This is a genomic window from Lentzea atacamensis (assembly GCF_003269295.1).
Classification (GTDB): Bacteria; Actinomycetota; Actinomycetes; order Mycobacteriales; family Pseudonocardiaceae; genus Lentzea; species Lentzea atacamensis.
Genome location: NZ_QLTT01000002.1, coordinates 1169852 through 1192985, shown reverse-complemented (window position 1 = coordinate 1192985; position 23134 = coordinate 1169852). Strand labels below are relative to the sequence as shown.

The following is a 23134-nucleotide window of genomic DNA, read 5'->3' as shown; positions in this document are numbered from 1 at the left end:
CGTACGAACGGCGCTTACGAGGAGGCATGAGGACATCCTTCCAGCAGAACCCCAGGTCCTGCTAACTCGGTGTCCACTGCTCGGGGTGAACCTCAGAGTGCGGCCTTGGCCGCCCGTTCCTCTTCGAGTTCCTGTTCCGCCCGGCCGCGCGCACCGAACATGTACACGGCACCTGCGATGACAGGTATGTAGAACCCGATGGTGTGGTTCTGGTACTCGGAGAGCTGGTGCAGCAGAACGCTGATCGCCGTGACGGTGATGACGATGCCGCGCGAGTAGAAGGCGGCGACCGCGACCAGCAGCGGCGCCGCCGTCCAGTACTGGAACGGCGCGACACCGGTCCAGTCGACGAGCCCGCTGACGAAGTAGAACCCTGCGGCGGCGAGTCGCCACGCGTACAACGGCGACCAGATCAGCAACACGTACGGACCGAGGGTGGCGAAGAAGATGAGCACCCACCAGCCGTCACCCTGCTCCGTGGCACCTGGGCTGTCGACGTACTGGACGCTGCCGATGATCGCCCAGATCAGCCCGTAGGTGATCAACGCGGCGAACGCGGGGACGCGGAACCTGTCGAGCGTCCTTGTGAGCACTCGAGTGCGATCGGGCCCGAACACCGTTCGGTACAGCGTGCGAAACACCACCCGATGCTAGGTGGATTCGTTGATTCACACATTGACCTGCGGAGTGACATACCCCGGTAGCACTCTGATCAAGATGGGGCATTGCGAATGCGTGACACCGCGCGGTAGGCAGTACCTGTGAGACCACCACAGGATCCAGATCGCTGGTCACGGCTGACGGCCGTGGCCGGTGAGGCCCTGGCCGCGGCCAGGGCCGGTGAGGACGCTGTGGCGGTGGACCTCGTGACCGGTTACCTCAGCGGGTCGCCGGAGGGCAACGAGGAGATCCGTGAGCTGGTCCTGCTGCTGTTCGCCGAGTGCAGCAGCATGGTCGGAGCGCTCGGCTCCGGCGGCGCCACGCCGGTCAAGATGCAGGTCTTCGACGAGGACGGCCGCGAGGTCCAGATCGACGACGCGGACCCGCCCGTGCGCACCGCGATCCGCGCGCTGCTGGCCGAGGTGCACGGCGACGAGGAAGCGGCCTCGGAGCAGATCGAGATCGCCCTGGCCAACGGGGCACCGCAGGAGCTCGCGACTGTCGTTCTACAAGCCCTGCGGTGGACCCTGAAGCTGGCGATCGAGTGCGAGACGCGCGACCTGCCCGTCGCGCCGTGGATCACCGCGTCACTGGACGACCAACCCTGACGTGCAACAGGGCGTCCACTCCCGCCAGCAGGTGCTGATCGAGCGGGAAGTAGCCCATTTCGAGCTTCGTGTCCTTCCTGGTCTCACCCTCCGGCTTGTCCCCGGTCATGCCCCAGGTGGTGAATCGGCTCTGCAGCTGCCCTTCGAGGGTGGCTTTGTCCGGTTCACCCAGGCCGAAGCTGTCGTTGCGGCCGAGAGTCCCCGCGATGACCGTGTACTGGTCGCCCAGCACCGGCGCCACGAGCGCGCCCGCCGAGAACCACTCGATCCGTTCGCCGGCGATCTCCATCGAACTGTTCGTGCGCTGCAGGTGAGCGTTGTGGGCGAACACGAACGTCGGCCCCCTGCCCGCCTCGATCCGGCGGATCTCCAGCAGGTTCCGCGCCATCACGCCGTCGCGCATCTGGCACAGCCGGGTGATCCGCACGCCCAGCGGGTTCGGCTCCGCACACTCCCGGTGGTACCTGAGCAGGCTCAGCCCAGCCGTCAGGTGCAGCTCGGCGTTGTTCCACTCCTCGCGGGACGTGTCGGCGACCAGCTCGGGCATGCGGGCGTGCAGGCGCCGGAGCATGCCGGTGCCGATCTCACGCAGCCGGACGGCTTCCTCGCTCCTGCCGGGTGACCTGGTGGAGTCGAGCACGGCCTCGTCCCGGCCCCACTCCTCGTCGTCGATGACGAGATCCACGTCCTCGCCCAGGTAGTCGCGCGCGTGCTCGAGGTAGGGCCGCGGGCTGGGCGCGCTGGTCGTCTCGGTCTGGAAGTCGAACCCGTGGAAGGCCAGCCGCTCCGCCGCAGGCCTGTCCGCGTTGTACTCGCGCATCCAGGAGACCAGCTCCCGGTTCGCCGGCCACTCCCCGAACCGGTGCGAGAACCCTTCCTTCATGACCGTGTCCAGGTCACCCATGCCGTGCTGGACGAAGTCGTTGACCATCACCGCACGGACGCGGCAGGTCTCCAGTGCGATCGACCTGTAGCCCAGCCCTGCCAGCTGCTCGAACAGCTCGTTGCGTATCCAGGTGTGGGCGTGCTCCAGGTGCGTCGGCTCGCCGAACGCCAAGATCTCGGTGAAGGGGCTGATGAACTCACGAATGTCCTGGCTCATGTGGCTCAACCGTAACATTGAAGGCTTCGTTGAAACTTTCGCACGATTCTTCCTCTTCAAGGCGTCTAAAGTCTCAATCGTGCGTCCAACTGACCTCGCCCGTGAACACGGCATCTCGACTCAGGCCGTGCGCAACTACGAGCAGTCCGGGTTCATCCCGCCCGCCGCGCGCACCCCGTCCGGCTACCGCGTCTACACCGAGGTCCACGCCGCCGCGTTGCGCACCTTCATCGCCCTGATCCCCGCCTTCGGCCACGCGGTGGCCGGCCAGATCATGAGCTCGGTTCACGCCGGCGCCCTGGACGACGTCCTCCTGACCATCGACCGCGGCCACGAACAACTCCTCCGCGACCGCGAAACCCTCAACTCCGTCAGCCGCGCCGTGCACGACCTGGCCGACTTCGAGCCGGTGCTGGAACCACGCTCGATCGGCGAACTGGCCAGGCGCCTGGGCGTCACCGCGGCCACCCTCCGCGCATGGGAGGAGGCCGGCATCCTCGTCCCGGACCGCGACCCCGCCGGTTACCGCGTGTTCCGAGCAGAGGACGTGCGCGACGCCGAACTGGCCCACCTCCTGCGCCGTGGTGGCTATCCGTTGGCGCGCATAGCTTTGGTGGTCGAGCAGGTACGCACCGCGGGCGGCACCGACACGCTGGCCACCGCACTGGTCGACTGGCAGCGCCGCCTCAACGCGCGAGGCCTCGCGATGCTGGCCGCCTCCGCGCAGCTCGACGGCTACCTGAGCAAGCTCCGCCCCGGGGTCCACGACGTGGGACGCTTAGGCTGATCTCATGCGCACAGCTCTGGTCGGCTACGGACTAGGTGGGGCCGCCTTCCACGCCCCGTTCATCGAGGCGACCCCCGGCCTCGAACTCTCCGCCGTGGTCACCGCCAACCCGGCCCGCCAGGCCGAGGTCGCCCAGCGCTACCCCGCAGCCCGCCTGCTGTCCTCTCTGGACGAAGTCTGGTCCGGAGGGTTCGACCTCGTGGTGATCACCACCCCGAACCGCTTCCACGCGACCCACGCCCGCCAGGTCCTCGAACACGGCCTGAACGTGGTGGTGGACAAGCCCTTCGCGGGCTCAGCGGCGGAAGCGCGCGCCCTGGCCTCGATCGCCGCGGCCAGAGACCTGATGCTGGTGCCGTTCCACAACCGCCGCTGGGACGGCGACTTCCTGACCGTCCAAAAGCTCCTGTCCACCAACGCCCTGGGCCCGGTCCACCGCTTCGAGTCCCGTTTCGAGCGCTACCGCCCGGAAATCAAGTCCTCCTGGAAGGAATCCGGCGACCCCGCCGATCTGGGCAGCATCCTCTTCGACCTGGGCACGCACCTCGTCGACCAGTCCGTGGCCCTCTTCGGCCGCCCGCTGTCCGTCCACGCCGAAATCGCCACCGTCCGCCCTGGCGCCCGAGCCGACGACGACGTGTTCCTCTCCCTGACCCACGAGGGCGGCGTCCGCTCCCACCTGTGGATGAGCGCGCTGGCCGCCGACCTGGGCCCGCGCTTCCGCGTGCTCGGCCACGACGCCGCCTACGTGAAGTACGGCATGGACCCGCAGGAGGAACGCCTCAAGGCTGGTGAGACGCCGGCCGGTCCCGGATGGGGCGAGGAGCCCGAGTCGAACTGGGGCATGGTCCGCGGCAAGCCCCACCGCACCGAGCCCGGCGCCTACCAGGACTTCTACGCCTCCGTCGCCGCCGGTGTGGCGCCGGTGTCGCCGCAGGACGCCGTCACGGGCCTGGAAGTGATCGAGGCAGCCAAGCAGTCGGCGGTCACGGGAGACTCGGTCCGCCTCTGATCACCGGCCCGGCAGTCTGAAGTAGAGCACGCCACCTTCGTTCTCGACGCGGACCCCGAGGCCGGCCAGGAACTCCTCGGCGGCGGGGGCCTGCCCCGGCACGGGTACCACGTACGCTCTACCGCCCTCGTCCTCGCAACACGACCTGGTGGCGCAGACCGCCCACAAGCCCGTCACGATCTCGGCAAGCCCTTGGTCGACACAGGCCTCCTTGCCATGGGCCCGCACATGGATCTGACGGTGCCGCACGGCCACGAGGCCGCCACTGAACTGCTTGCACGTGTCACACAACGGATAGGGGCCGAGGACCACGTCGTCGGGCGCGGCCTGTTCCTCCACCTGCCGCGTCCAAGCGGCCAGGCCCAGCTCGCGGTTGTGCCGGGAATCCGCGAGGGCGGTCTCGTGCTGACCGGGTGCGTCCTCGACCAGCCGCTCGCGGATCCGGATGGCCTCCTCGGTGACGTGCAGTCCCTCCTCGAACCGCTCCGCCTTCATCAGGAAAGAACCGAGGTTGTGCAGCCAGCGGGCGAGATCGGGGAGACGTTCGTCGGGTGAGTCGACAGCCAGGCGCCGCTCGATCCGCACGGCGTGCTCGACCACCGGTACCGCCTCCTCGAGGCGGTCGCAGTCGGACAGGCAGAAGCCGAGCTGACCGAGCGCATTGGCGTACAACGGCTCGAACCAGCCGGGGTTGCGAGGCAGGAGCCGCTGGTAGAGCGCGACCGCTTGTTCCGCGGCCAACAGCGCGTGCTCCCGCTGTTCCACCTCCGCGTGCAACAACGACTGCCGGTGCAGCACTTCGGCGAGGTTGGGTCCGAACCGGGCGGGCTCCGCCGCGGCACGGCGACGGCAGATCTCCGCGGCCTCGGCGAGAGTGGCCAGCGCGTCGTGTCGTCGGTCCGCCTCGGCCTGCCGCACCGCAAGCCGGATCAGGACCGTCGTGAGGTCGCGCTCGAATCGCGGGGACCGCGCAGCCATTCGGCGCACATGGGCCGCCACCTCCTCGGCACCGGCCAGATCCCGCATCGCCCAGCGGGTGAGCTTGTCCATCCATCGACGAGCCACGGTGCCCTCCCCCGCCCGAGCCAGGTGCTCAGGATACGGAAGTGGCCGGGTGCGCCTCAGCCGCGAACGAGCGGCGGATGCAACGCGGTCGCGGGGCCGCGCCGGAACAAGGCCGCCGGCCGTCCGCCGTCGCGAGTGGTCGTCTCGCCGGTCGCCTCCAACAACCCGTCCACTCCGGTCACCTTCCGGTGGAAGTTCCGCGGGTCCAGCGAAACCCCCCAGACGATCTCGTAGACCCGCCGCAACTCGGCGACCGTGAACTCGGCACCGCAGAACTCGGTCCCGAGCGGCGTGTACTCCAGCTTGGCCCGAGCCCTCTCGACCCCGTCGCTCAAGATCCGCGCGTGATCGAACGCCAACGTCGACACCTCCGACACGGGCACCCAGGAGGCAGCCGCGGCATCCGTCCCTGCCACCGGCACCGGCAGGTCCGGCGCCAGCGCCAGGTAGGCCACCGACACCACCCTCATCCGCGGATCCCGCCGGGGTTCCCCGTAGGTGGCCAGCTGCTCCAGGTGCAGCCCGGAAACCCCGGTCTCCTCGACGAGCTCCCGCGCAGCCGCGGCGTCAACCGACTCGGACACCCGCACGAACCCACCCGGCAACGCCCACCGCCCCCGGAACGGCGCCTCTCCTCGCCGAACCAACAGCGCACACAGCGCGTCGGACCGCACGGTCAGCACCACCAGGTCGACCGTGACAGCGAAGGGAGGGAAATCACTTGGCGTGTACACACCACCCAGTATAGGGTTATCGTCAGATTGACGACAAGGAGAGCCGACGATGGCCGACATCAGTACCTACCCAGGACTCCGTCACCTCAGAGGAGCCCCGACGGTCCACATCAGACACATCCGCAAGGGCAGGGTCGTCCACGAGGGCACCGGCCTGAGCTTCTGGTTCCGCCCGAGAACCGCGGTGCTGAGCGAGGTCCCGGTGGACGACCGCGAGCTTCCGATGCTGTTCCACGCCCGCACCCAGGACTACCAGGACGTGACGGTCCAGCTGACGATCACGTACCGGTGCACCGACCCGGGGACGGCCACGGCACGCATCGACTTCTCGATCGACCCCGACACCGGCACCTGGCGGCAGGACCCGTTGAGCCAGATCGCCAACACGCTCACCGAGAGCACCCAGCAGCACGCCCTCAAGATCCTCGCCACCCTGGACCTCGAAACCGCCATCAGGACCGGCGTCGAGAAGGTCAAGCAGTCGGTCTCGACCGGCCTGACCGCGGCCCACATCGGCATGGAGATCATCGACGTCAGGGTGGTGGCCATCCGCCCGGACGCCGACATGGAGAAGGCCCTCCAGACCACCATCCGCGAGAGGGTCCAGCAGGACGCCGACAAGGCCACCTACGAGCGCCGTGCCATGGCCGTGGAACGCGAGCGGGCGATCAGCGAGAACGAGCTCCAGAACCAGATCGAGCTGGCCAAGCGCGAGGAGCTCCTGGTCGTGCAACGAGGTGCGAACGCGCTGAAGAAGGCGGAGGACCACGCCAGGGCCAGCAGGATCGCCGACGACGCCAAGGCCGACGGCATCCGCAAGCTCGCCGAAGCCGAGGCCGCCGGCGAGAAGGCGAGACTGGACGCCTACAAGGAGATCCCCCAGAACGTCCTCCTGGCGCTGGCGGCCAAGGAGCTCGCGGGCAACCTGCCGGAGATCGGCAGCATCACCCTCACGCCGGACCTGATCCAGCCGATCCTGCAGAGACTTGCCCGATGAGCCTCGCCCCGAGAATTGTGCTGGTGCACCGGCGCACCGAGCTGACAGAGTTGCTGGCACGGCATGGCACACGCGGCCAGGTCGAGTTCTTCCTGAAGTCCCGCAACAGAACCCTGGACGAGGTGGTGGACCGTGACCAGCAGGCCCGCAAGGCGCTGGGAGTTGTCAGCGCCGCGATCCCGCTCGACTGGCGCCGCGGCGTGGTCGAGAGGGAAGACCTGTCGCGGTTCCTGTTCGCGCCCGAGGACGTAGTCGTCATCGTCGGGCAGGACGGGCTGGTCGCCAACGTCGCCAAGTACCTCGACGGCCAGCCCGTGATCGGCATCAACCCGGAGCGGGGCGTGCTCGCGAAGCACGCCCCGCAGGACGCCGCGGAGCTCCTCCACAACACCGGTGACACCGAGGACCGCACGATGGTCGAGGCGCGGTCGGACGACGGCCAGACCCTGTGCGCGCTCAACGAGATCTACGTCGGCCATCCGAGCCACCAGACCAGCCGGTACCGCATCGGGAACGAACGCCAGGCCTCGTCCGGCATCCTCGTCGGCAGCGGCACCGGTGCGACGGGCTGGTGCTCGAGTGCCCACCGGGAAAGGAAAAGCGCGATCGCCCTCCCGGATCCGACCGAGCGCAGGCTCGTGTGGTTCGTCAGGGAGGCGTGGCCGTCGCCGAGCACCGGCATCGAACACACCGAGGGCGAGCTCACCGACAGGCCGCTCGACATCGACGTGGAGTCCGACGGGCTGGTGGCGTTCGGCGACGGCATCGAAAGCGACGCGCTACGCCTCGGCTGGGGTCAGCGGCTGAGCGTCGGACTCGCCTCCCGCCGGCTCCGCCTCGTGCGCTGAGCCGATCACCAGCAGGCACACACCGGACAGCACCGCGCCGGCGATCAGGTAGAGCGCGACGGCCCAGGTTCCGTAGGCCAGCAACGAGGTCGCGACGAAGGGCGCCAGGCCACCGCCGAGCACAGCGCCGAGCTGGTAGCTCACCGCCACACCGCTGTACCGCACGCGCGTGCGGAACAGTTCGGCGAAGTAGGCGGCCATCGGCCCGAACAACGCGCCTGAGCCGACGAAGCCGAGCACGATCGCCGCGGTGAACCACCGCACGTCCATCAACCAGAACATCGGAAACGCGAACGCCGCCTGGAACACCGCTCCGCCGAACATCACGGGCAGCCGCCCGATCCGGTCCGACAGCCAGGCGAACACGGGCACGGCGACCACCTGTGCGAGCCCGCCGAGCACCTGCGCCACCAGGAGATCGTCCGGAGACATCCGCAGCGCCGTGCGGCCGTAGTTGATGGTGAACACCGACAACACGAAGATGAAGATCTGGAAGCCGAGGTTCACGCCCGCGCCGAGCAGCAGCACCTGCCACCGGGTGCGCACGACCTCCACGAGCGGCATCCGGGACTTCTCGGCGCGGGCGAAGCGCGGGCTCTCGGACACCCGCAGCCTGATGTAGAGACCGATACCGACCAGCACGATCGAGAACAGGAACGGCAAACGCCAGCCCCACGACAGGAAGTCGGGGCCCGTCGCCCGCGACGACAGGTACATCGCGAGGTTCGCCAGCACGAGACCGACCGGCGAGCCGATGAACACCCAGCTGCCGTACCAACCCCAACGGCCCGGTGGCGCGTGTTCGACGGCCATCAGCGACGCGCCGCCCTGTTCGCCGCCCATGAAGAAGCCCTGCACGATCCGCAGCAGCACCAGCAGTACCGGTGCCGCGATGCCGATCGAGGCGTAGGACGGCAGCAGGCCGATCAACGCCGTGGCGAGCCCCGTCGCCGACAGCGTGATCACGAGCATCGCGCGGCGCCCGAACCGGTCGCCGAGATGGCCGATCACCGCGCCGCCGAGCGGACGGGCCACGAAACCCGCTCCGAACGTGGCGAACGCCAGCAGCACGCCGACGCGACTGTCGAACTGCGGAAAGAAGATCTTGTTGAACACGAGCGCCGAGGCCGTGCCGTAGAGCAGGAAGTCGTACAGCTCGATCGTGTTACCGACCGCGGATGCCACAGCTACTTTGCGTACCCCCGTCATCGTTCCAGCCTGGTCGAGGGATTGACACTGCGCAATGGTCCGGTCACCCTTCGTCCTACGTTCCTACTCTTCAGTAACGAGGTAGCAATGACGCGCCGAGTGACTGTTGTATCCCTGCTCACGGCCCTGATAGCAGCGATTGTGGTCCCGACCGCCAGCGCGGCTCCGCAGTACCGGAACTACGTCTCACTCGGGGATTCGTTCGTCTCCGGACCGTTCATCCCCCTGCAGCGGCTCGACCCGCTGAGTTGCTTCAAGTCGACGCAGAACTACCCGTCCGTCCTCGCCCGCAAGCTCGGCATCACCAACTTCACCGACATCTCCTGCGGTGGCGCCCAGACCAAGGACATGGCCGGCGTGCAGACCGGCTTCCCCGGTCAGTCCGTGCCGCAGCTGTCCGCCCTGAAGCCCGACACGGACCTCGTCACCGTCTCCATCGGAGGCAACGACATCGGGTTCAGCGAGATCATCACGACCTGCGCGAGCCGCGGCCTGACCGACCCGCACGGCGCGCCCTGCAAGGCGTTGTACGGCGACGAACTGGCCCAGCGCATCAACGCCACCGCGCCCAAGGTCGCGGACGTCCTCAAGGGAATCAAGCAGCGTTCGCCGAACGCCAGGGTCGTGGTCGTCGGCTACCTGCGGATCCTGCCGCCGTCGCAGGGCTGCTGGCCTCTCGTGCCCATCGCGAGCGGCGACGTGCCGTACCTCGACGACATGCAGAAGCTGCTCAACGGCATGCTCGCCGCACAGGCCAAGGCCGCGGGTGCGGGCTGGGTCAACCCGTACGACATCAGCCTCGGCCGCGACGTGTGCGCGGCGCCGTGGGACAAGTGGGTCGAGGGCCTCGTCCCGACGAGGCTCGCGTTCCCGGTTCACCCGAATGCCAGCGGCATGGCTGCGGTGGGTAAGCAGGTCGCCGCCGCCCTCGCCGGGACGGAGCTCGCGGGCGTCTAGTTGCACAGAGTTGCAGCGGTCTACACGATCTGGTGTTACCGCTGAGTTGATTGGAGATCCGGGTCCCTGCCGCGCCACTCTGTTGGCATGGCAAGGACCCGACTTCTGTTCGCCTGCCTCGCGCTGGCCGCTCCGATCGTCCCCGCGACGGCCCAGGCGGTACCGCTCCCCGCATCCGGCCTGGTGCTGTCGGTGCGGCCGGAGATGGGCACGCTCAGCACCACGGTGCTCACCTGCGAACCCGCGGGCGGACCGCACAAGAACGCCAAGCAGGCTTGCGCCGACCTCATCCCCGTCGACGGCGACTTCACCAGGATGGAGCCGGCGGCCGACGCCGCGTGCACCATGGAGCTCAACACGACCAAGGCCAAGCTGAGGGGCAAGTGGCGCGGCAAGAAGGTCGTGTTCGAGCAGGTGTACTCCAACCCGTGCGTGATGCGCGTCCATACGGGCAAGGTGTTCGACTTCTAGACCGCGTCCGCCGGTGCCCCGCCGCACCGCCGTCGCGGCGGGGCACCGGCGACGCCCTATCCGGGCAGACCCCACGACGGTGCCGGAGCACCGATCACCGGGCCGACCTTCAGGTCGGGCCTGTCACCGTTGCGGTGGATGACAGCTTCCTCGCCGCGCCGCAGCTCGATGCGCAGATCTCCGTTGGGCAGCACCGAAAAGCGCTTCGGCCGGCCCCGGTGGTCACGCACGACCGGATCCTTGATGTCCGTCCGGACGACACAGGGCGCGCCGGCCTCACTGCGCAGCTTGATCCACCGCGTGGCTCCCTTCTGCCGTGACGCGCTGAGCAGGAACGCGCCCTGCGTCCGGAAGTTGTCGAGCGAGATCTCCGGCCACGGCACTGCGGGGAAGACGCGGATCACGCCACCCCAGCTCTGGCACAGCATGTCGTACATCGACTGCACCGCGCTCAAAGGCGTTTCGATCACCGGCCCGGACTCCTGGTACATCGTGTTCGGCTTGATGTACCGGCGCATCAGCTCGCCGAGGTAGAAGTCCGCCTTGTCCCCGCGCAGCATCTGCGCGCTGATCGACGCGGCACCCGTGAACGTGTAGCCCTGCAGCGCGCCTTCGAAGCTGATCCAGTGGTTCAGCGAGGTCTCGATCAGCCGGCGTTTCGAGACGTCCTCCCACGTCACCTCGTACAGCGGATAGATCTGCAGCAGGTGCGAATAGTGCCGGTGCGACTTCGCGAACGGCACCCCGGCGCCGATCATGTACCCGTTGGCGTCCACCGGGTACGGCGTGAGGTTCGCGAGCGTGTCCTGCCACTTCGGGATCAGCGGATCGTTGACGCGCAACGACTTCGCGGACTCCAGCAGGGTCTGGCAGCCCCACCGGATCAGCGCGAGGTCGTAGTTGCAGTCCGGTGCGTTGACGCCGTACTCCGGCGAGAAGGTGAACGGCAGGTGCCACTTCCCGTCCGAGCCCTTGGTGAGGAAGTGGAAGTAGTAGTTGATGGCCCTGCGCAGCAACGGGAACAGCACGTTGCGCAGGACCCGGTCGTCCATGGTGTGCCGGTAGGTGAGCCAGACGTTGTGCAGCGTCCAGGTCAGGTTGCCGACTTCGGGCGTGGGCACTTCCTTGCCGGGAATCCCCACGCCGTAACCGGAGTTGCCGATGCCGGCACCGTTGTTGAGCACGGTGTCGGTGGTGCGCGGGATGCCCGCGCTGTCGTGCCGGTACTCGGCGGGTACCTGCTCGACGAGCACGTCGCGGTACCTGTCGACCGAGTACGTGACGGCGTCGAAGTCGACGTGGTTGGAGCCGTGGATCAGCCAGTACTCAAGCTGCACGTTGAGGTTCCACCACGTGTTCGGCCATGGCGTGTTCTCGAGCCACGGGCCGCAGGTCGCGATCGCGGGGGCCTCCTTGCGGGCCGCGGACGCGAACTTGTAGAGCTGGATCCAGTAGAACGCCTGCAGCCGCTTGTCCGGAATGGACAGGAAGCTCCTGCGGTAGAAGTCGTGCCACCACAACCGGTGGTCGACGGCGAGGCCCTCGATCGAACCGCACCGGACGTTGCCGATCGCCCTGCGCACAGCGGTCTTCCGCGGGTGCGACCACGCGACGCTGGTGAAGAGCGTCCGCCGGGTGCCGCGGGTGACCTCGCGCCACGCCGTCACGTGCTCGCCGCCCGCGTTCAGCGGCTGCACCGCGAGCTGCACGTCACCGCTGCCGGTGAGCTGCACGGGCGGGTTGTCGGTGAAGCCGGCGGGCGCGGGGCGGTTCCACTTCGGGTCGGTGCGCGGGCTGATCGCCTTGAGCGGGTGGAAGACCCACTTGAACGCGCGCTCGCCCTCGCTGGCCTGGACGTCGATGGCGTAGAGGTCGCGGTTGGTGTGGATGAACGCGCGCAGCCGCAGACTTCCCGCGGCCGTGGTGATCGTGCCGGTCAGCTCGGCGTTCCAGAGGTCGAGCCGCCAGTCGACGCCGGTGATCGCGCCGACGGGTTCGAGCGTGAAGTAGCCGATGGGCAGCCGGGCGAGGCCGAAGAGGGCCCCGAACTCCGGCCGGTGGTCCTGCACCTGGGAGTGCTGGACGTTGAATCTGATGGCGTTGGCGTTCGGTTCGGCGTAGATGCCGGAGCCCAGGAACCCGTTGCCGAGGTACGGCCCCTCGAACCAGGTCGCGGGCATCTTCTTCCAGATGAGATCCGATGACCCGATGAAGTCTCTCCAGTTGAAGCCATCACCCGCTGACGCGCCGGAAGGCAGCAGCGCACTGCCCGCTACCCCGGCCAACGCGCCTCCGATCAGCGTGCGCCGGTTGAGTTCGACCACGTTCTGGCACCTCACTTCGATGTGCGGTCAGGTCCACGCGGGCGGCGATTCATCGGATCTTTCGTGAGGAGTCAGCCGGAGTCAAGACCCGTGTCTAGGCTTCGATCATGGGGGACTTCCTCGTCTACACGATCGGCTTCCCGATCACGTTCCTGCTGCTGGTCATGGGCATGGCACTCGCGGCCCGGCGCATCCTGGGCCTGCGCATCGGCCTGATCCGCACCGCGCTGGCCTGCCTGCTCGCCATGTCGGTCGCGTCGAGCGCTTTCGGGGAGACCACGGTCGAGCCGACCGCCGGGCTGGTGACCCTCCAGCTCGGGCTGTCGATCCTCACGGTGATCGGGCTGCTGGCGTTCGCGGAGATCATCGTGCCGACCGGCTCGATCCCGCCGCCGACGGAGTGGTGGGGCATGCTGCGGCGCCGCATCGCCCGCACGCGCAGGTACTCGCGGATCACCGCGATCGCGTTCCGGCACGGCCTCGGGCCCTACCTGCGCGGCCGCGAACGGTCGTCCGCCGGGCTGGCGAGGTCGTTGCGACTCGCGTTGCAGGACGCCGGAGTGACGTTCGTGAAGCTCGGGCAGGTGTTGTCGACGCGTGCCGACCTCCTGTCCGAGGAGTTCGTCGAGGAGCTCAGCCTGTTGCAGGACAAGGTTCCACCGGCGAAGTGGGCGGACGTCCGCGCGGTGCTCGACGCCGAGGTCGGGCTGGACGCGTTCGCGTCGGTCGACGAGACGCCGCTGGCCGCCGCCTCGATCGCGCAGGTGCACAGGGCCGTGCTGAAGTCGGGCGCGGAGGTCGTGGTGAAGGTGCAGCGACCTGGCGTGCGAGCGGTGGCCGAGGGCGACCTGGACATCGTCTCCCGGCTGGCTGAGACGTTGCAGCGCACGCGGTGGGGCTCGGCGCTGGGCGTGCGGGACCTGGCGGCGGGGTTCGCTGCGGCGTTGCGGGAGGAGCTGGACTTCAAGGTCGAGGCACGCAACATCGCGGCGGTGGCAGCTGTTTCGGACACCTCCGTCGGGCTGCCGCACGTCCACCTGTCGACTTCTCGCGTTCTCGTCATGGACCGGCTCGACGGCGTGCCCCTGCGCGGTACCGCTGAGGACGAGGGCCTGGCGCGGACGTTGCTGCGCTTCGTGCTGCGACAGGTGATGCTCGACGGCGTCTTCCACGCGGACCCGCATCCGGGCAACGTGCTGTTGCTGAACGACGGACGGCTCGGACTGCTCGACTTCGGCTCGGTCGGGCGGATCGACTCGAGCCTGCGGGCGGCGCTGCAACGACTCCTGCTCGCGATCGACCGCGGTGATCCCGCCGGGCTGACGGACGCGTTGCTGGAACTCACCTCCCGGCCCGAGGACATCGACGAGCAACGGCTGGAGCGCGCGCTCGGGCAGTTCATGGCACGGCACCTCGGCGCGGGCATGCGGCCGGACGTGGAGATGTTCGGCGACCTGTTCCTGATCGTGTCCCGGTTCGGGCTGAGCGTCCCGCCGGAGATCGCGGCGGTGTTCCGGGCGCTGGCGACGCTGGAGGGCACGCTGGGTGTGCTCTCGCCGGGCTTCAACATCGTGGTGGAGTCACGGGCGTTCGCCACCGAGCAGATCTCCGAGCGGCTGACGCCGGAGTCCGTGCAGCGCACGATGGCCGAGGAGCTCCAGGCCGTGCTGCCGATGCTGCGCCGCCTGCCCAGGCGGATCGACCGGATCACCGGCGCGATGGAGCAGGGCCGGCTCAGCATGTCGATGCGGCTCTTCGCCGACGAACGCGACCGGTCGTTCGTGACCGGCCTGCTGCACCAGGTGATGCTGACCGTCCTGGGTGCGACCGCCGGCGTGATGGCGGTGCTGCTGCTCGGGTCCTCCGGTGGGCCGCAGGTCGTGCCGGAGATCGGCCTCTACCAGGTGTTCGGCTACAACCTGCTGATCATCAGCGTGCTGCTGGGCCTGCGCGTCGTCGTGACGGTGTTCCGTCCCCGGCCTTGACCGATTTAGGTTTGCAATGCAAACCTGATTGCAGTCGAGCACAGTTGGGGGAACTGTCATGACTGAGGATCCGAAGGGCCTGCTCGTCGAGCTCGGGGCGATGCGCAAGCGTGCCCGCGCCGACCGGCACGGCTACTGGCTGCCGTTCCTGCTGTTCGGCTTGATCACACTGGCGGCGACGCCGTTCTACGCGCCGAGGTTCTGCGTGCCGAGCGGGCAGAACCCGGAGCTCGTGGAGCCTCAGCCGTGCTCGTGGAACTCGGCGGAGATGCCGTGGCTCTACCACTGGCTGCACCCCGCGGGCCAGGTGATGAACAGCCCGGTGTTCAGCCACTTCCAGCCGAACATCGCCGCGGACGTCTACTGGATCGTCGCGTTGCTGTGCGGTTATCTCGCGGTCGTCTGGTGGTACCGGTGGCGCGCGGCGCAGGTCGGCGTCGAGACGCCCACCAGGCTCTACGCCCAGGTCACGATCTTCATGCTGGTGCTGCCACTGGTCGGCGTGCCGGTGCTGAGCGAGCTGTTCTTCGGCCGGGCGGGCTGGCAGATCGCACTGCCGATCACCGTGGCGGTGATCGTGGCGGCGACGTGGCGCGTGCGCAGTGTCGGCTTCACGCTCGCGGTGCTCGTGCTGTTCGCTCTCGCGCACTTCCTCACGGTCTACCAGTACGGCCCGCTGTTCGTGCTCGCCGCGGGCCTGGCCGGACTCGCCCACCTGGAGCGCAACGTGGTGTGCACGGTCACCGTGGCGATCTTCACCGCTACCGTGCTGTTCGTGAACGAGGCAGGACGGTTCGGCTTCTACTGGCCGCGGGGAGTGGAGCACTTCGCGAGCACGGCGGTGCCCGCGTTCGTCCTGCTGGTGGGCGGGATCATCGGGTCCGTGCGGCGGGAGATGACCCGGTGAGCGAGAACCCCACAGCCGGCCTGGACGACACCGTCCACCAGCGACATCGGCTGGGCGTGCTGACCATCGCCGCCGAGACGAAACGGGTGGAGTTCTCGTACCTGAAGTCGGCGCTGGAGCTGACCGCCGGCAACCTGTCGCGGCACATCACCGTGCTGGAACAGGCGGGGCTGGTCGAGGTGGAGAAGGGCTACGAGGGCAAGCGGCCCAAGACCTGGCTGCACATCACCGAAGCCGGCCGCTCCGCTCTCGCCGCGGAGATGGCGGCCTTGCGAGCACTGCTGAACCGGCACGACAACCTCTAGAACTGGCGCCGGTAGACCGAAACGTCGTCACGCCAGACGCCGAACTGGTCCGGCGCCGACTGGACGATCGTCATCTCGTTGAGGTTGCCGAGAATCCGCCACGCGCGCGCAACCGCTTGCGAGCCCGCGAAGGCGATCGTGCAGAACTTCCTCGGCTCGACGACCGTGCGCACGCGATCGACCTTGCCCACGTTCATCGGCGTGTCCTGCCACAGGTCCAATGTGTACCCGGTGCGGATGGGATCACCGGATCCCAGCACGCCTTCGATGATGACGACGAGCCGCTCGCCCTCCAGGCGGAGGTCGTAGTGACCGCTTCGGGGAGGGGTGCCGCCGGTGTACGCGGAACGCGCCGGATCGAGCACCCAGTGCCCGAGGAACGGCACGAGGTCGTCACTCATGTGTGTCTCCTTCGCGGAACCTGTGCCACTGGCGGATTGTCCGGCGCATCGAGGTGGGCGACCATCACCCGATGAGTTATGAGACGGGCGTTCGGTGGAAGTGGATACCGTTCGTCGTGCTCGCGTTCGTGCTGTTGAGCTGGCTCGTGTTCGAGGCACTCGACCTCATCGACTTCGAGGGAGTCGTGACGTGGGTGCGCGGCATCGACCCGGTGTGGGCGGCGGTGGCGATCTTCGCCCTGCTCGTCGTGGACGTGCTGCTGCCCGTGCCGTCCACCCCGCTCATCGTGCTGGCGGGGACGGCACTCGGCCTGCCGCTGGGGCTGGCACTCGCGGTCATCGGATCCCTGGGTTCCTCTGCCGCAGGGTACGCCCTCGGCAGGTTTGCGCGCCCGTGGTTGGTGCGCAAGGTCGTGACCATTGACGAGCTGACCGAAATGCGCCGCTGGGGCCGTCAGTTCGGCCCCTGGTTCTTCGGCGTGGCACGCGGCATTCCGATGATGGCCGAGACCGTGTCCGTGTCCGCCGGGGTGTCACGGGTGTCGTTCCGGACTTTCATGTTGTTCACCCTCACCGGAACCGTGCCGATTTGTGCCGCCTACGTGTTCGCCGGGTCGCAGGCGGAGACGGTTGAGGAGATCGTGATGATCTGCGCGGCAGGATTGCTGCTGACGGTCGGATTGTTCTACCTGCTGCGCCGGTTCGTGAAGGCGGCACCTTAGAAAAATCGCTGGGGCCGTGTGGCTGTAAGGATGTGCGCCCGGTGCGCAGCGGAGGATTACTTCTGGTGATCACTCGGGTTCGATTCCTGAGACCGGCTTCGGCCGGTCTTCGCCCACTCCGGTGAGCAGCCACCTTCCGCGACTTGATCTCGGGCGTCCACAGCTCCACATCGACCAGAGGTGATAAATCGCTGGCGCGATGTGGTTGCACAGCAATCGCACCCCGATGCGAAGCCAACGGTTACTTCGTCTTCAAAACGCAAATGCACCGTTGGCGAACTTGATCTCGGGAGCGCACAACTTCACCGTGTCCGGTGCGAAGCAGAGGGTTACTTCCACTTCTAATGGGCGGGTCGCGGGTTCGAATCCCACCAGCCACTGCGGCTGCAGCTCAGTCTGGCAGAGCAGCATGTACCTTCCGCGACCCTGATCTCGGGCACGCGTGTCGTTCGTGAGCTCCCCTTTCTTTTGCTTTGAGGGGGCAGAGCCGATGGCGAAGTTCAACACCGTCCGCCGCACTTACTCTCGGCGGCGCACGGGGATGGTGCAGGACCCACCACGAGAGGCACCGGCAGAACCGCCCTCGTAGAGGTCGCCCCGTCAGCACAGGCCACATGCGACGAGATGGCTACCGCTTTCGATACGTGGGCAAAGGACGCTGAGTGGGCGAGCATCGCCTCGTAATGGAGGCGGTGCTCGGCCGCCTGCTCAGCCCCCGCGAAACCGTGCACCACAAGAACGGCATCCGCGACGACAACCGGCCCGAGAACCTGGAGATGCGGGTTCGCAACCACCCGTCCGGCCAACGCGTCCGCGATCTCGTCGCTTTCGCGCACGAGATCCTCGGCAGCTACCAGTCAACCCCAGCCGATGCGCCGAATCCGACATCGGCAGCCGACCATGCACTAACCAGCACGCTGCGCCATCTGACGGTTAGCGCTGTGACCAGGTATGCTAACGACGTGGAGTTCAACGTGTTCGCCAAGGCGTGCCCGTCACGCCCGACGCTGGAGCACGTCACCGGCAGGTGGGGCAGCCTGACGATGGGCGCGCTCGTGGACGGTCCGCTGCGGTTCAACGAGCTGCGCCGGCGGGTCGACGGGGTCAGCGAGAAGATGCTGTCCCAGACGTTGCACGCGCTGGAGCGCGACGGGCTCGTGCACCGCGACGCGCAGCCCACGAACCCACCGCGCGTCGACTACAGCCTCACGCCGCTCGGGCGCGAGACGGCCGAGCGGCTGCTCTCGTTGATCCATCTCCTGGAGGAGCGGATGCCCGAGGTGCTGGAGGCGCAGCGCGCGTACGACGCGCGCTGAGTCAGCACTCGATCACGTTGACGGCGAGGCCGCCGCGTGCGGTCTCCTTGTACTTCACCGACATGTCCTTGCCGGTGTCGCGCATGGTCTTGATGACCTTGTCGAGCGACACGAAGTGCGAGCCGTCGCCGCGCAACGCCATGCGTGCCGCGGTGATCGCCTTGATCGACGCGAGCGCGTTGCGTTCGATGCACGGGATCTGCACCAGGCCGCCGATCGGGTCGCACGTCAGACCGAGGTTGTGCTCCATGGCGATCTCGGCGGCGTTCTCGACCTGTTCCGGGGTGCCGCCGAGGACCTCTGCGAGACCACCGGCGGCCATCGAACACGCCGAGCCGACCTCGCCCTGGCACCCGACCTCGGCGCCGGAGATCGAGGCGTTCTCCTTGAACAGCACGCCGATCGCGCCCGCGGTGAGCAGAAACCTGACGACGCCGTCGTCGCTGGCTCCCGGCACGAACCTCGTGTAGTAGTGCAGGACCGCGGGCACGATGCCGGCCGCGCCGTTGGTCGGCGCGGTGACGACACGGCCGCCCGCCGCGTTCTCCTCGTTGACGGCCAACGCGAAGAGCGTCACCCAGTCCATGACCCGCAGCGGGTCGGTGGCGAAGTGCTCGCCCTCCAGCCGCTTGCGCATCTCGGCGGCGCGGCGGCGGACCTTGAGGCCGCCTGGCAGGACGCCGTGCTCGTTGCAGCCGCGTTCCACACACTCCTGCATCACCTGCCAGATGTGCAGAAGTCCTTGGCGCACTTCCTCTTCCGACCGCCACGACAGCTCGTTGGCCATCATGATCTCGCTGATCGACAGGCCGGTCTCACGGGTGCGCGCGAGCAGCTGGTCGCCGGTCAGGAAGGGATGCGGCAGCGGGGTGGTGTCCGGCTTGATCCGGTCGGTGCCGCTCGCGTTCTCGTCGACGACGAACCCGCCGCCGATCGAGTAGTAGACGGCCTGCTCGACCGACTCCTCGCCCTTGTAGGCCTCGAAGCTCATCCCGTTGGGGTGCAACGGAAGCGACTTGCGGCGGTGCATGACGAGGTCGCGGTCGTGCACGAAGCCGATCTCGTGCGTGCCACCGAGCTTCAGGCGTCCACTCGCGACGATCTCCTCGACGCGGACGGCCGCGATCGCCGGGTCGACTTCTTCCGGCAGATTCCCTTCAAGGCCGAGGAAGACGGCCTTCGGGCTGCCGTGACCGTGCCCGGTCGCGCCGAGCGAGCCGAACAGCTCGACGTGCACGCGGTCCACTTCGGACACCCGTGCCCCGAGCTTCTCGACGAACATCGCCGCCGCGCGCATCGGGCCGACCGTGTGGGAGCTGGACGGCCCGATGCCGACGGAGAAAAGGTCGAAAACGCTGATCGCCACTGATCAGTCCTTCGCGGTGGTGGTCTGCAGTCAGTCTTTGGTGAGCTCGGCGTACTTGGCAGCCGTGAGCAGGTTCTCCGCCGACTCGACGCGCACCTTGAACAACCAGCCGGCGCCGTACGGCTCGTTGTTGATGATCGCCGGGTCGTCCACGACCGCGCTGTTGACCTCGATCACCTCACCGGTGACGGGCGAGAACAGGTCGCTGACCGACTTGGTGGACTCGAGCTCACCGCACACCTCGTTCGAGACGACCTTCGCGCCGACCTCGGGGAGCTGAACGAAGACGATGTCACCGAGGGCGTCCGCGGCGTACTCGGTGATTCCGCAGGTCAACGGGTCCTGGGTACCCGGCGTCCAGTCGACCCACTCGTGCTCGACGGTGTAGAGCAGGTTCTCGGGGAACTCCACGGCGACTCCTCTGGCTTCACGGCTCGGTCAGGAAACTTGCGCCCCCTCCGCCGTGCAGAGTTGCCTACCCCGAGCGGTCTTGCTGCCTGAGAGTGTGCGGGAGCTTGCCCCTTCGGCGCCCCGACTCGCTCGTCGAGGTCTCTCCCACTCGGGTTCTGGTGCCTCACGGGCACCGCGGCCGGTCTTCAGTTCTCGGCGCGAACGCTATGTGCGTCCGCCGCCAAGTGTCAACGCGAGATGGTTGACAGCCGGGAGAGCGCTACCACTGATTGAAACCCAGACATCGGAGGTTTCATGAGGGCAGCGCTCACCGTCGCTCTGCTCGCCTCGCTTCTGACCGCCTCGGTCTCCACCGCGAGCGCAGCGGACGTCCCTCAACCCATCCCTGTTCCGATCGACTCCCACCTCAACAACGACGGCATCGACACAGCCGCGGACCGGACCGGGAACTTCGACGGCTCCGGTTACGCCTTCCCTGCGGAAGCACTCCCGTCCGGGCAGGTCACAGCCGATGGCGTGCCCTATCTGTTCCCAGGCAGCACACAGTCGAAGAACAACAACGCGGTCTCACCCGGCCAGCGGATCGACCTGCCCAGCGGCCGCTACCTGACCGCGCACTTCCTCGTGGCGTCGTCCTACGGCGCTGCGGGAGGCACCGCGACCGTGCACTACGCGGACGGTTCGACCAGCACCGCCGCGCTCACCGGACCTGACCGGTACTCGGGCAGTGGTCCGATCTCCGCGCCCTACCGGTACTCCCCAGGCGGGACCGACCAGCACCCGGAGTCGATCGGCACCGGTCAGGTGTGGACAGATCCGTCGAAGGACGCCGTCGGCCTCACGCTGCCCGTGACGAACCCGGCGGCCGAGGGCAAGTCGTCGTTGCACGTGTTCGCCCTGTCGCTGCAGCCGGCGGGCAAGGGCGAGGTGCTCGCGGTCCGGTCCGCGCGCAGCACGAACAAGCCGCCGCGGCTGGGTGGCCAGACGATCGAGGCCACCGTCGTGAATCTCGGCGACCAGTGGATGTCGAACATCTACACGACGCCGGAGTACGCGACGTACCCGAACACCGTGGTGAAGAAGTGGGAGGCCTCGCGCGGCCTCGATCCGTGTTCGTACGGGTGGAACCGGGCGACGCGGACTCGATGTACATGACCGCGGATGAGGTGATCGACACGCTGGTCGGCACGACGTCGAAGAACGGCAACTTCCTGCTGGACATCGGACCGCGGGCGGACGGTTCGATCCCGGAGATCATGCAGCAGCGCCTCCGCGAGACGGGCGCGTGGCTGAAGACCAACGGCGAGTCGATCTACGGCACGACGTACTGGTCGCGCATGGCCCAGCAGGGTTCGCTGCGGTTCACGGTGAAGCCGAACGAGGCGTTCTACATCACCTCGTTGGCCCAGCCTGGCTCACAGCTCGTGGTCGACGCTCCAGTACCGATCAAGGACGGCGACAGGGTGACGTTGCTGGGGCACGACAGGCCCCTGAAATGGACCCGATCGGGCGGGAAACTCGTGGTGGACGTGCCTGCGGGCGTTGGCCGGCACGCATGGGTGTTGAAGGTGGCTTTGTCCTAGCAGAACAACCCGACAGTGACCGGATAGTGCGATCCGCACGATGACATGACCTTCGGGCTGCCTCACATTGTGAGACAGAGGCCAGCCGAACGGAGGAGTCATCGTGCGGATCGCAGTTCCCCGCGAGATCAAGAACCACGAGTACCGCGTCGCCCTCACGCCGGCGGGTGCTCACGAGCTGACCAGCCGCGGCCACGACGTGTTCGTCGAGCGGGGCGCCGGTCTGGGTTCCGCGATCACCGACGAGGAGTACCTCGCCGCGGGCGCCAAGATCCTCGCTTCCGCCGACGACGTGTGGGCGGAAGGCGACATGGTCCTCAAGGTCAAGGAGCCGATCGCCGAGGAGTACCCCCGCCTCCGCGCCGGCCAGACCCTCTTCACGTACCTGCACCTCGCCGCCGACAAGCCGCTGACCGAGGCTCTGCTGGCCTCCGGCACCACGGCCATCGCCTACGAGACCGTGCAGCTGCCGAACCGCGCGCTGCCGCTGCTCGCCCCGATGTCCGAGGTCGCGGGCCGCCTGGCCCCGCAGGTCGGCGCGTTCTCCCTGATGAAGCCGTCCGGTGGCCGCGGCGTGCTGCCCGGTGGCGTCCCCGGCGTCGCCCCTGCCCGCGTGGTCGTGATCGGCGGCGGCGTGGCGGGCGTCAACGCCGCCACCATCGCCGTCGGCATGGGCGCGGACGTGCAGATCCTCGACACCAACGTCGACCGCCTGCGCCAGATCGACGCCCAGTTCCAGGGCCGCCTGCGCACGCTGGCGTCCAACGCGTTCTCCGTGGAACAGGCCGTCCGCGAGGCCGACCTGGTCATCGGCGCCGTGCTCGTGCCGGGTGCCGCCGCCCCGAAGCTGGTCTCGAACGCACTGGTCGCCGACATGAAGCCGGGCTCTGTGCTCGTCGACATCGCGATCGACCAGGGCGGCTGCTTCGAGGACTCACGTCCGACCACGCACGCCGAGCCGACCTACGAGGTCCACAACTCGGTCTTCTACTGCGTGGCGAACATGCCGGGCGCCGTGCCGCGCACCTCGACCTACGCCCTGACCAACGTGACGCTGCCCTACGCGGTCGCGCTGGCCGACAAGGGTTGGGAGAAGGCGTTGAAGAACGACCGTTCGCTCGCCCTGGGCCTCAACGTCCACGCCGGGCAGCTGACCAACGGCCCGGTGGCCGAGGCGACCGGCCTCACGCACACGCCGCTGGAGACCGTGGTCTGAAAGCCAACTGAATGAGAGAAGCCCCCGCACGCGATCATGCTGCGGGGGTTTCGTCCATCCGGCCAGCGTGACGGTCCTCGGCCGGCCGTTGAGGTGCTCGAACTGGCGCAGGTACCGCTCGCACCGGTCCAGGAACCCGAGATCGCCC

The 23134-nt window shown here is 68.0% G+C and carries 24 protein-coding genes, 1 pseudogene and 1 riboswitch; of the genes and pseudogenes, 16 read left to right on the top strand and 9 right to left on the bottom strand.

Annotated elements, in window-relative coordinates:
- Positions 1–92: 92 nt before the first annotated feature.
- The gene (locus C8D87_RS14885; RefSeq protein ID WP_170166421.1) at positions 93–641 is read right to left on the bottom strand and encodes a hypothetical protein; all 549 of its coding nucleotides are present in this window, start codon (positions 639–641) and stop codon (positions 93–95) included.
- Positions 642–761: 120 nt separating this feature from the next.
- Here C8D87_RS14885 and C8D87_RS14880 point away from each other — a divergent pair, with 120 nt between their 5' ends.
- Complete coding sequence (locus C8D87_RS14880) at positions 762–1268, top strand: hypothetical protein (protein WP_109639314.1); 507 nt, start codon at positions 762–764, stop codon at positions 1266–1268.
- Here C8D87_RS14880 and C8D87_RS14875 read toward each other — a convergent pair.
- On the bottom strand, positions 1240–2370 hold the full coding sequence (locus tag C8D87_RS14875; protein ID WP_112226989.1) for an erythromycin esterase family protein: 1131 nt from the start codon (positions 2368–2370) through the stop codon (positions 1240–1242). The genes C8D87_RS14880 and C8D87_RS14875 overlap by 29 nt on opposite strands.
- Positions 2371–2449: 79 nt before the next feature.
- Here C8D87_RS14875 and C8D87_RS14870 point away from each other — a divergent pair, with 79 nt between their 5' ends.
- The gene (locus C8D87_RS14870; protein WP_233440001.1) at positions 2450–3157 is read left to right on the top strand and encodes a TioE family transcriptional regulator; all 708 of its coding nucleotides are present in this window, start codon (positions 2450–2452) and stop codon (positions 3155–3157) included.
- 4 nt (positions 3158–3161) lie between these two features.
- Positions 3162–4169 carry a Gfo/Idh/MocA family protein gene (locus tag C8D87_RS14865; RefSeq protein WP_109639312.1) on the top strand — a complete coding sequence of 336 codons (1008 nt, stop codon included), beginning with the start codon at positions 3162–3164 and terminating at the stop codon, positions 4167–4169.
- Here C8D87_RS14865 and C8D87_RS14860 read toward each other — a convergent pair whose 3' ends face one another.
- Complete coding sequence (locus C8D87_RS14860) at positions 4170–5234, bottom strand: tetratricopeptide repeat protein (protein WP_146771710.1); 1065 nt, start codon at positions 5232–5234, stop codon at positions 4170–4172.
- A gap of 56 nt (positions 5235–5290) precedes the next feature.
- Positions 5291–5968: an NUDIX hydrolase gene (locus C8D87_RS14855; protein WP_233440000.1), complete on the bottom strand. Its 678-nt coding sequence runs from the start codon at positions 5966–5968 to the stop codon at positions 5291–5293.
- A 49-nt stretch (positions 5969–6017) separates the two neighbouring features.
- Between C8D87_RS14855 and C8D87_RS14850 the strand changes: the two genes are divergently transcribed.
- Together C8D87_RS14850 and C8D87_RS14845 are read left to right on the top strand one after the other, a co-directional pair.
- Entirely contained in the window at positions 6018–6965 is a 948-nt protein-coding gene (locus tag C8D87_RS14850) for an SPFH domain-containing protein (RefSeq protein WP_112226987.1), read from the top strand.
- Entirely contained in the window at positions 6962–7813 is an 852-nt protein-coding gene (locus tag C8D87_RS14845; protein WP_109639309.1) for a hypothetical protein, read from the top strand. The genes C8D87_RS14850 and C8D87_RS14845 overlap by 4 nt, the downstream gene beginning before the upstream one ends.
- Here C8D87_RS14845 and C8D87_RS14840 read toward each other — a convergent pair.
- Positions 7745–8998 carry an MFS transporter gene (locus C8D87_RS14840; protein ID WP_233439999.1) on the bottom strand — a complete coding sequence of 418 codons (1254 nt, stop codon included), beginning with the start codon at positions 8996–8998 and terminating at the stop codon, positions 7745–7747. The genes C8D87_RS14845 and C8D87_RS14840 overlap by 69 nt on opposite strands.
- 111 nt (positions 8999–9109) lie before the next feature.
- On the opposite strand from C8D87_RS14840, the gene C8D87_RS14835 reads away from it, so the two are divergent.
- Positions 9110–9979, top strand: coding sequence for an SGNH/GDSL hydrolase family protein (locus C8D87_RS14835; protein ID WP_112226986.1), 870 nt, complete (start codon positions 9110–9112; stop codon positions 9977–9979).
- An 87-nt stretch (positions 9980–10066) separates the two neighbouring features.
- Entirely contained in the window at positions 10067–10450 is a 384-nt protein-coding gene (locus tag C8D87_RS14830) for an SSI family serine proteinase inhibitor (protein ID WP_112226985.1), read from the top strand.
- A 56-nt stretch (positions 10451–10506) separates the two neighbouring features.
- Here C8D87_RS14830 and C8D87_RS14825 read toward each other — a convergent pair whose 3' ends face one another.
- Complete coding sequence (locus tag C8D87_RS14825; RefSeq protein WP_112227096.1) at positions 10507–12774, bottom strand: glycosyl hydrolase family 95 catalytic domain-containing protein; 2268 nt, start codon at positions 12772–12774, stop codon at positions 10507–10509.
- 107 nt (positions 12775–12881) lie between these two features.
- Between C8D87_RS14825 and C8D87_RS14820 the strand changes: the two genes are divergently transcribed.
- The 3 genes from C8D87_RS14820 to C8D87_RS14810 are packed head-to-tail and all read left to right on the top strand — an operon-like array spanning position 12882 to position 15971.
- Positions 12882–14759, top strand: coding sequence for an ABC1 kinase family protein (locus tag C8D87_RS14820; protein WP_112226984.1), 1878 nt, complete (start codon positions 12882–12884; stop codon positions 14757–14759).
- Positions 14760–14817: 58 nt separating this feature from the next.
- Positions 14818–15666, top strand: coding sequence for a hypothetical protein (locus C8D87_RS14815; protein WP_112226983.1), 849 nt, complete (start codon positions 14818–14820; stop codon positions 15664–15666).
- On the top strand, positions 15663–15971 hold the full coding sequence (locus C8D87_RS14810) for a winged helix-turn-helix domain-containing protein (protein ID WP_109639303.1): 309 nt from the start codon (positions 15663–15665) through the stop codon (positions 15969–15971). The genes C8D87_RS14815 and C8D87_RS14810 overlap by 4 nt, the downstream gene beginning before the upstream one ends.
- On the opposite strand, the gene C8D87_RS14805 is transcribed toward C8D87_RS14810, so the two are convergent.
- Positions 15968–16372 (bottom strand): hypothetical protein, encoded by a 405-nt coding sequence (locus tag C8D87_RS14805; protein ID WP_112226982.1) that lies wholly within the window; start codon positions 16370–16372, stop codon positions 15968–15970. The genes C8D87_RS14810 and C8D87_RS14805 overlap by 4 nt on opposite strands.
- Positions 16373–16443: 71 nt before the next feature.
- Here C8D87_RS14805 and C8D87_RS14800 point away from each other — a divergent pair, with 71 nt between their 5' ends.
- From C8D87_RS14800 to C8D87_RS47615, 3 genes and pseudogenes are all read left to right on the top strand, one after another.
- A complete protein-coding gene (locus tag C8D87_RS14800; protein ID WP_146771709.1) occupies positions 16444–17094 on the top strand; it encodes a TVP38/TMEM64 family protein in 651 nt (216 codons plus the stop codon).
- Between the two features lie 683 nt (positions 17095–17777).
- Positions 17778–17861: pseudogene (locus C8D87_RS48555) on the top strand (hypothetical protein); the annotation flags it as partial.
- Positions 17862–18056: 195 nt separating this feature from the next.
- Entirely contained in the window at positions 18057–18410 is a 354-nt protein-coding gene (locus tag C8D87_RS47615) for a winged helix-turn-helix transcriptional regulator (RefSeq protein WP_411711382.1), read from the top strand.
- Position 18411: 1 nt separating this feature from the next.
- Here C8D87_RS47615 and C8D87_RS14790 read toward each other — a convergent pair whose 3' ends face one another.
- Positions 18412–19776 carry an L-serine ammonia-lyase gene (locus C8D87_RS14790; RefSeq protein WP_112226979.1) on the bottom strand — a complete coding sequence of 455 codons (1365 nt, stop codon included), beginning with the start codon at positions 19774–19776 and terminating at the stop codon, positions 18412–18414.
- Positions 19777–19806: 30 nt separating this feature from the next.
- Positions 19807–20187 (bottom strand): glycine cleavage system protein GcvH, encoded by a 381-nt coding sequence (gene gcvH / locus C8D87_RS14785; protein WP_112226978.1) that lies wholly within the window; start codon positions 20185–20187, stop codon positions 19807–19809.
- A gap of 64 nt (positions 20188–20251) precedes the next feature.
- Positions 20252–20344, bottom strand: a riboswitch (glycine riboswitch).
- A 137-nt stretch (positions 20345–20481) separates the two neighbouring features.
- On the opposite strand from gcvH, the gene C8D87_RS14780 reads away from it, so the two are divergent.
- The 3 genes from C8D87_RS14780 (at position 20482) to ald (ending at position 22986) form a co-directional block, all read left to right on the top strand.
- Positions 20482–21342, top strand: coding sequence for a hypothetical protein (locus C8D87_RS14780; protein WP_233442091.1), 861 nt, complete (start codon positions 20482–20484; stop codon positions 21340–21342).
- Positions 21339–21770: an alpha-L-fucosidase gene (locus C8D87_RS47610; protein ID WP_233442090.1), complete on the top strand. Its 432-nt coding sequence runs from the start codon at positions 21339–21341 to the stop codon at positions 21768–21770. Before C8D87_RS14780 ends, C8D87_RS47610 begins: the two co-directional genes overlap by 4 nt.
- Positions 21771–21873: 103 nt before the next feature.
- Complete coding sequence (ald, locus tag C8D87_RS14775) at positions 21874–22986, top strand: alanine dehydrogenase (RefSeq protein ID WP_112226977.1); 1113 nt, start codon at positions 21874–21876, stop codon at positions 22984–22986.
- Positions 22987–23134 lie beyond the last annotated feature (148 nt).

What these genes read in the sequence shown, in the direction of transcription:
- C8D87_RS14875 (WP_112226989.1), bottom strand. Translation starts at nt 2,370, where the DNA reads ATGAGCCAGGACATTCGTGAGTTCATCAGCCCCTTCACCGAGATCTTG.
- C8D87_RS14865 (WP_109639312.1), top strand. Translation starts at nt 3,162, where the DNA reads ATGCGCACAGCTCTGGTCGGCTACGGACTAGGTGGGGCCGCCTTCCAC.
- C8D87_RS14850 (WP_112226987.1), top strand. Translation starts at nt 6,018, where the DNA reads ATGGCCGACATCAGTACCTACCCAGGACTCCGTCACCTCAGAGGAGCC.
- C8D87_RS14845 (WP_109639309.1), top strand. Translation starts at nt 6,962, where the DNA reads ATGAGCCTCGCCCCGAGAATTGTGCTGGTGCACCGGCGCACCGAGCTG.
- C8D87_RS14835 (WP_112226986.1), top strand. Translation starts at nt 9,110, where the DNA reads ATGACGCGCCGAGTGACTGTTGTATCCCTGCTCACGGCCCTGATAGCA.
- C8D87_RS14830 (WP_112226985.1), top strand. Translation starts at nt 10,067, where the DNA reads ATGGCAAGGACCCGACTTCTGTTCGCCTGCCTCGCGCTGGCCGCTCCG.
- C8D87_RS14820 (WP_112226984.1), top strand. Translation starts at nt 12,882, where the DNA reads ATGGGGGACTTCCTCGTCTACACGATCGGCTTCCCGATCACGTTCCTG.
- C8D87_RS14815 (WP_112226983.1), top strand. Translation starts at nt 14,818, where the DNA reads ATGACTGAGGATCCGAAGGGCCTGCTCGTCGAGCTCGGGGCGATGCGC.
- C8D87_RS14805 (WP_112226982.1), bottom strand. Translation starts at nt 16,372, where the DNA reads ATGAGTGACGACCTCGTGCCGTTCCTCGGGCACTGGGTGCTCGATCCG.
- C8D87_RS14800 (WP_146771709.1), top strand. Translation starts at nt 16,444, where the DNA reads ATGAGTTATGAGACGGGCGTTCGGTGGAAGTGGATACCGTTCGTCGTG.
- C8D87_RS14780 (WP_233442091.1), top strand. Translation starts at nt 20,482, where the DNA reads ATGAGGGCAGCGCTCACCGTCGCTCTGCTCGCCTCGCTTCTGACCGCC.
- C8D87_RS47610 (WP_233442090.1), top strand. Translation starts at nt 21,339, where the DNA reads ATGACCGCGGATGAGGTGATCGACACGCTGGTCGGCACGACGTCGAAG.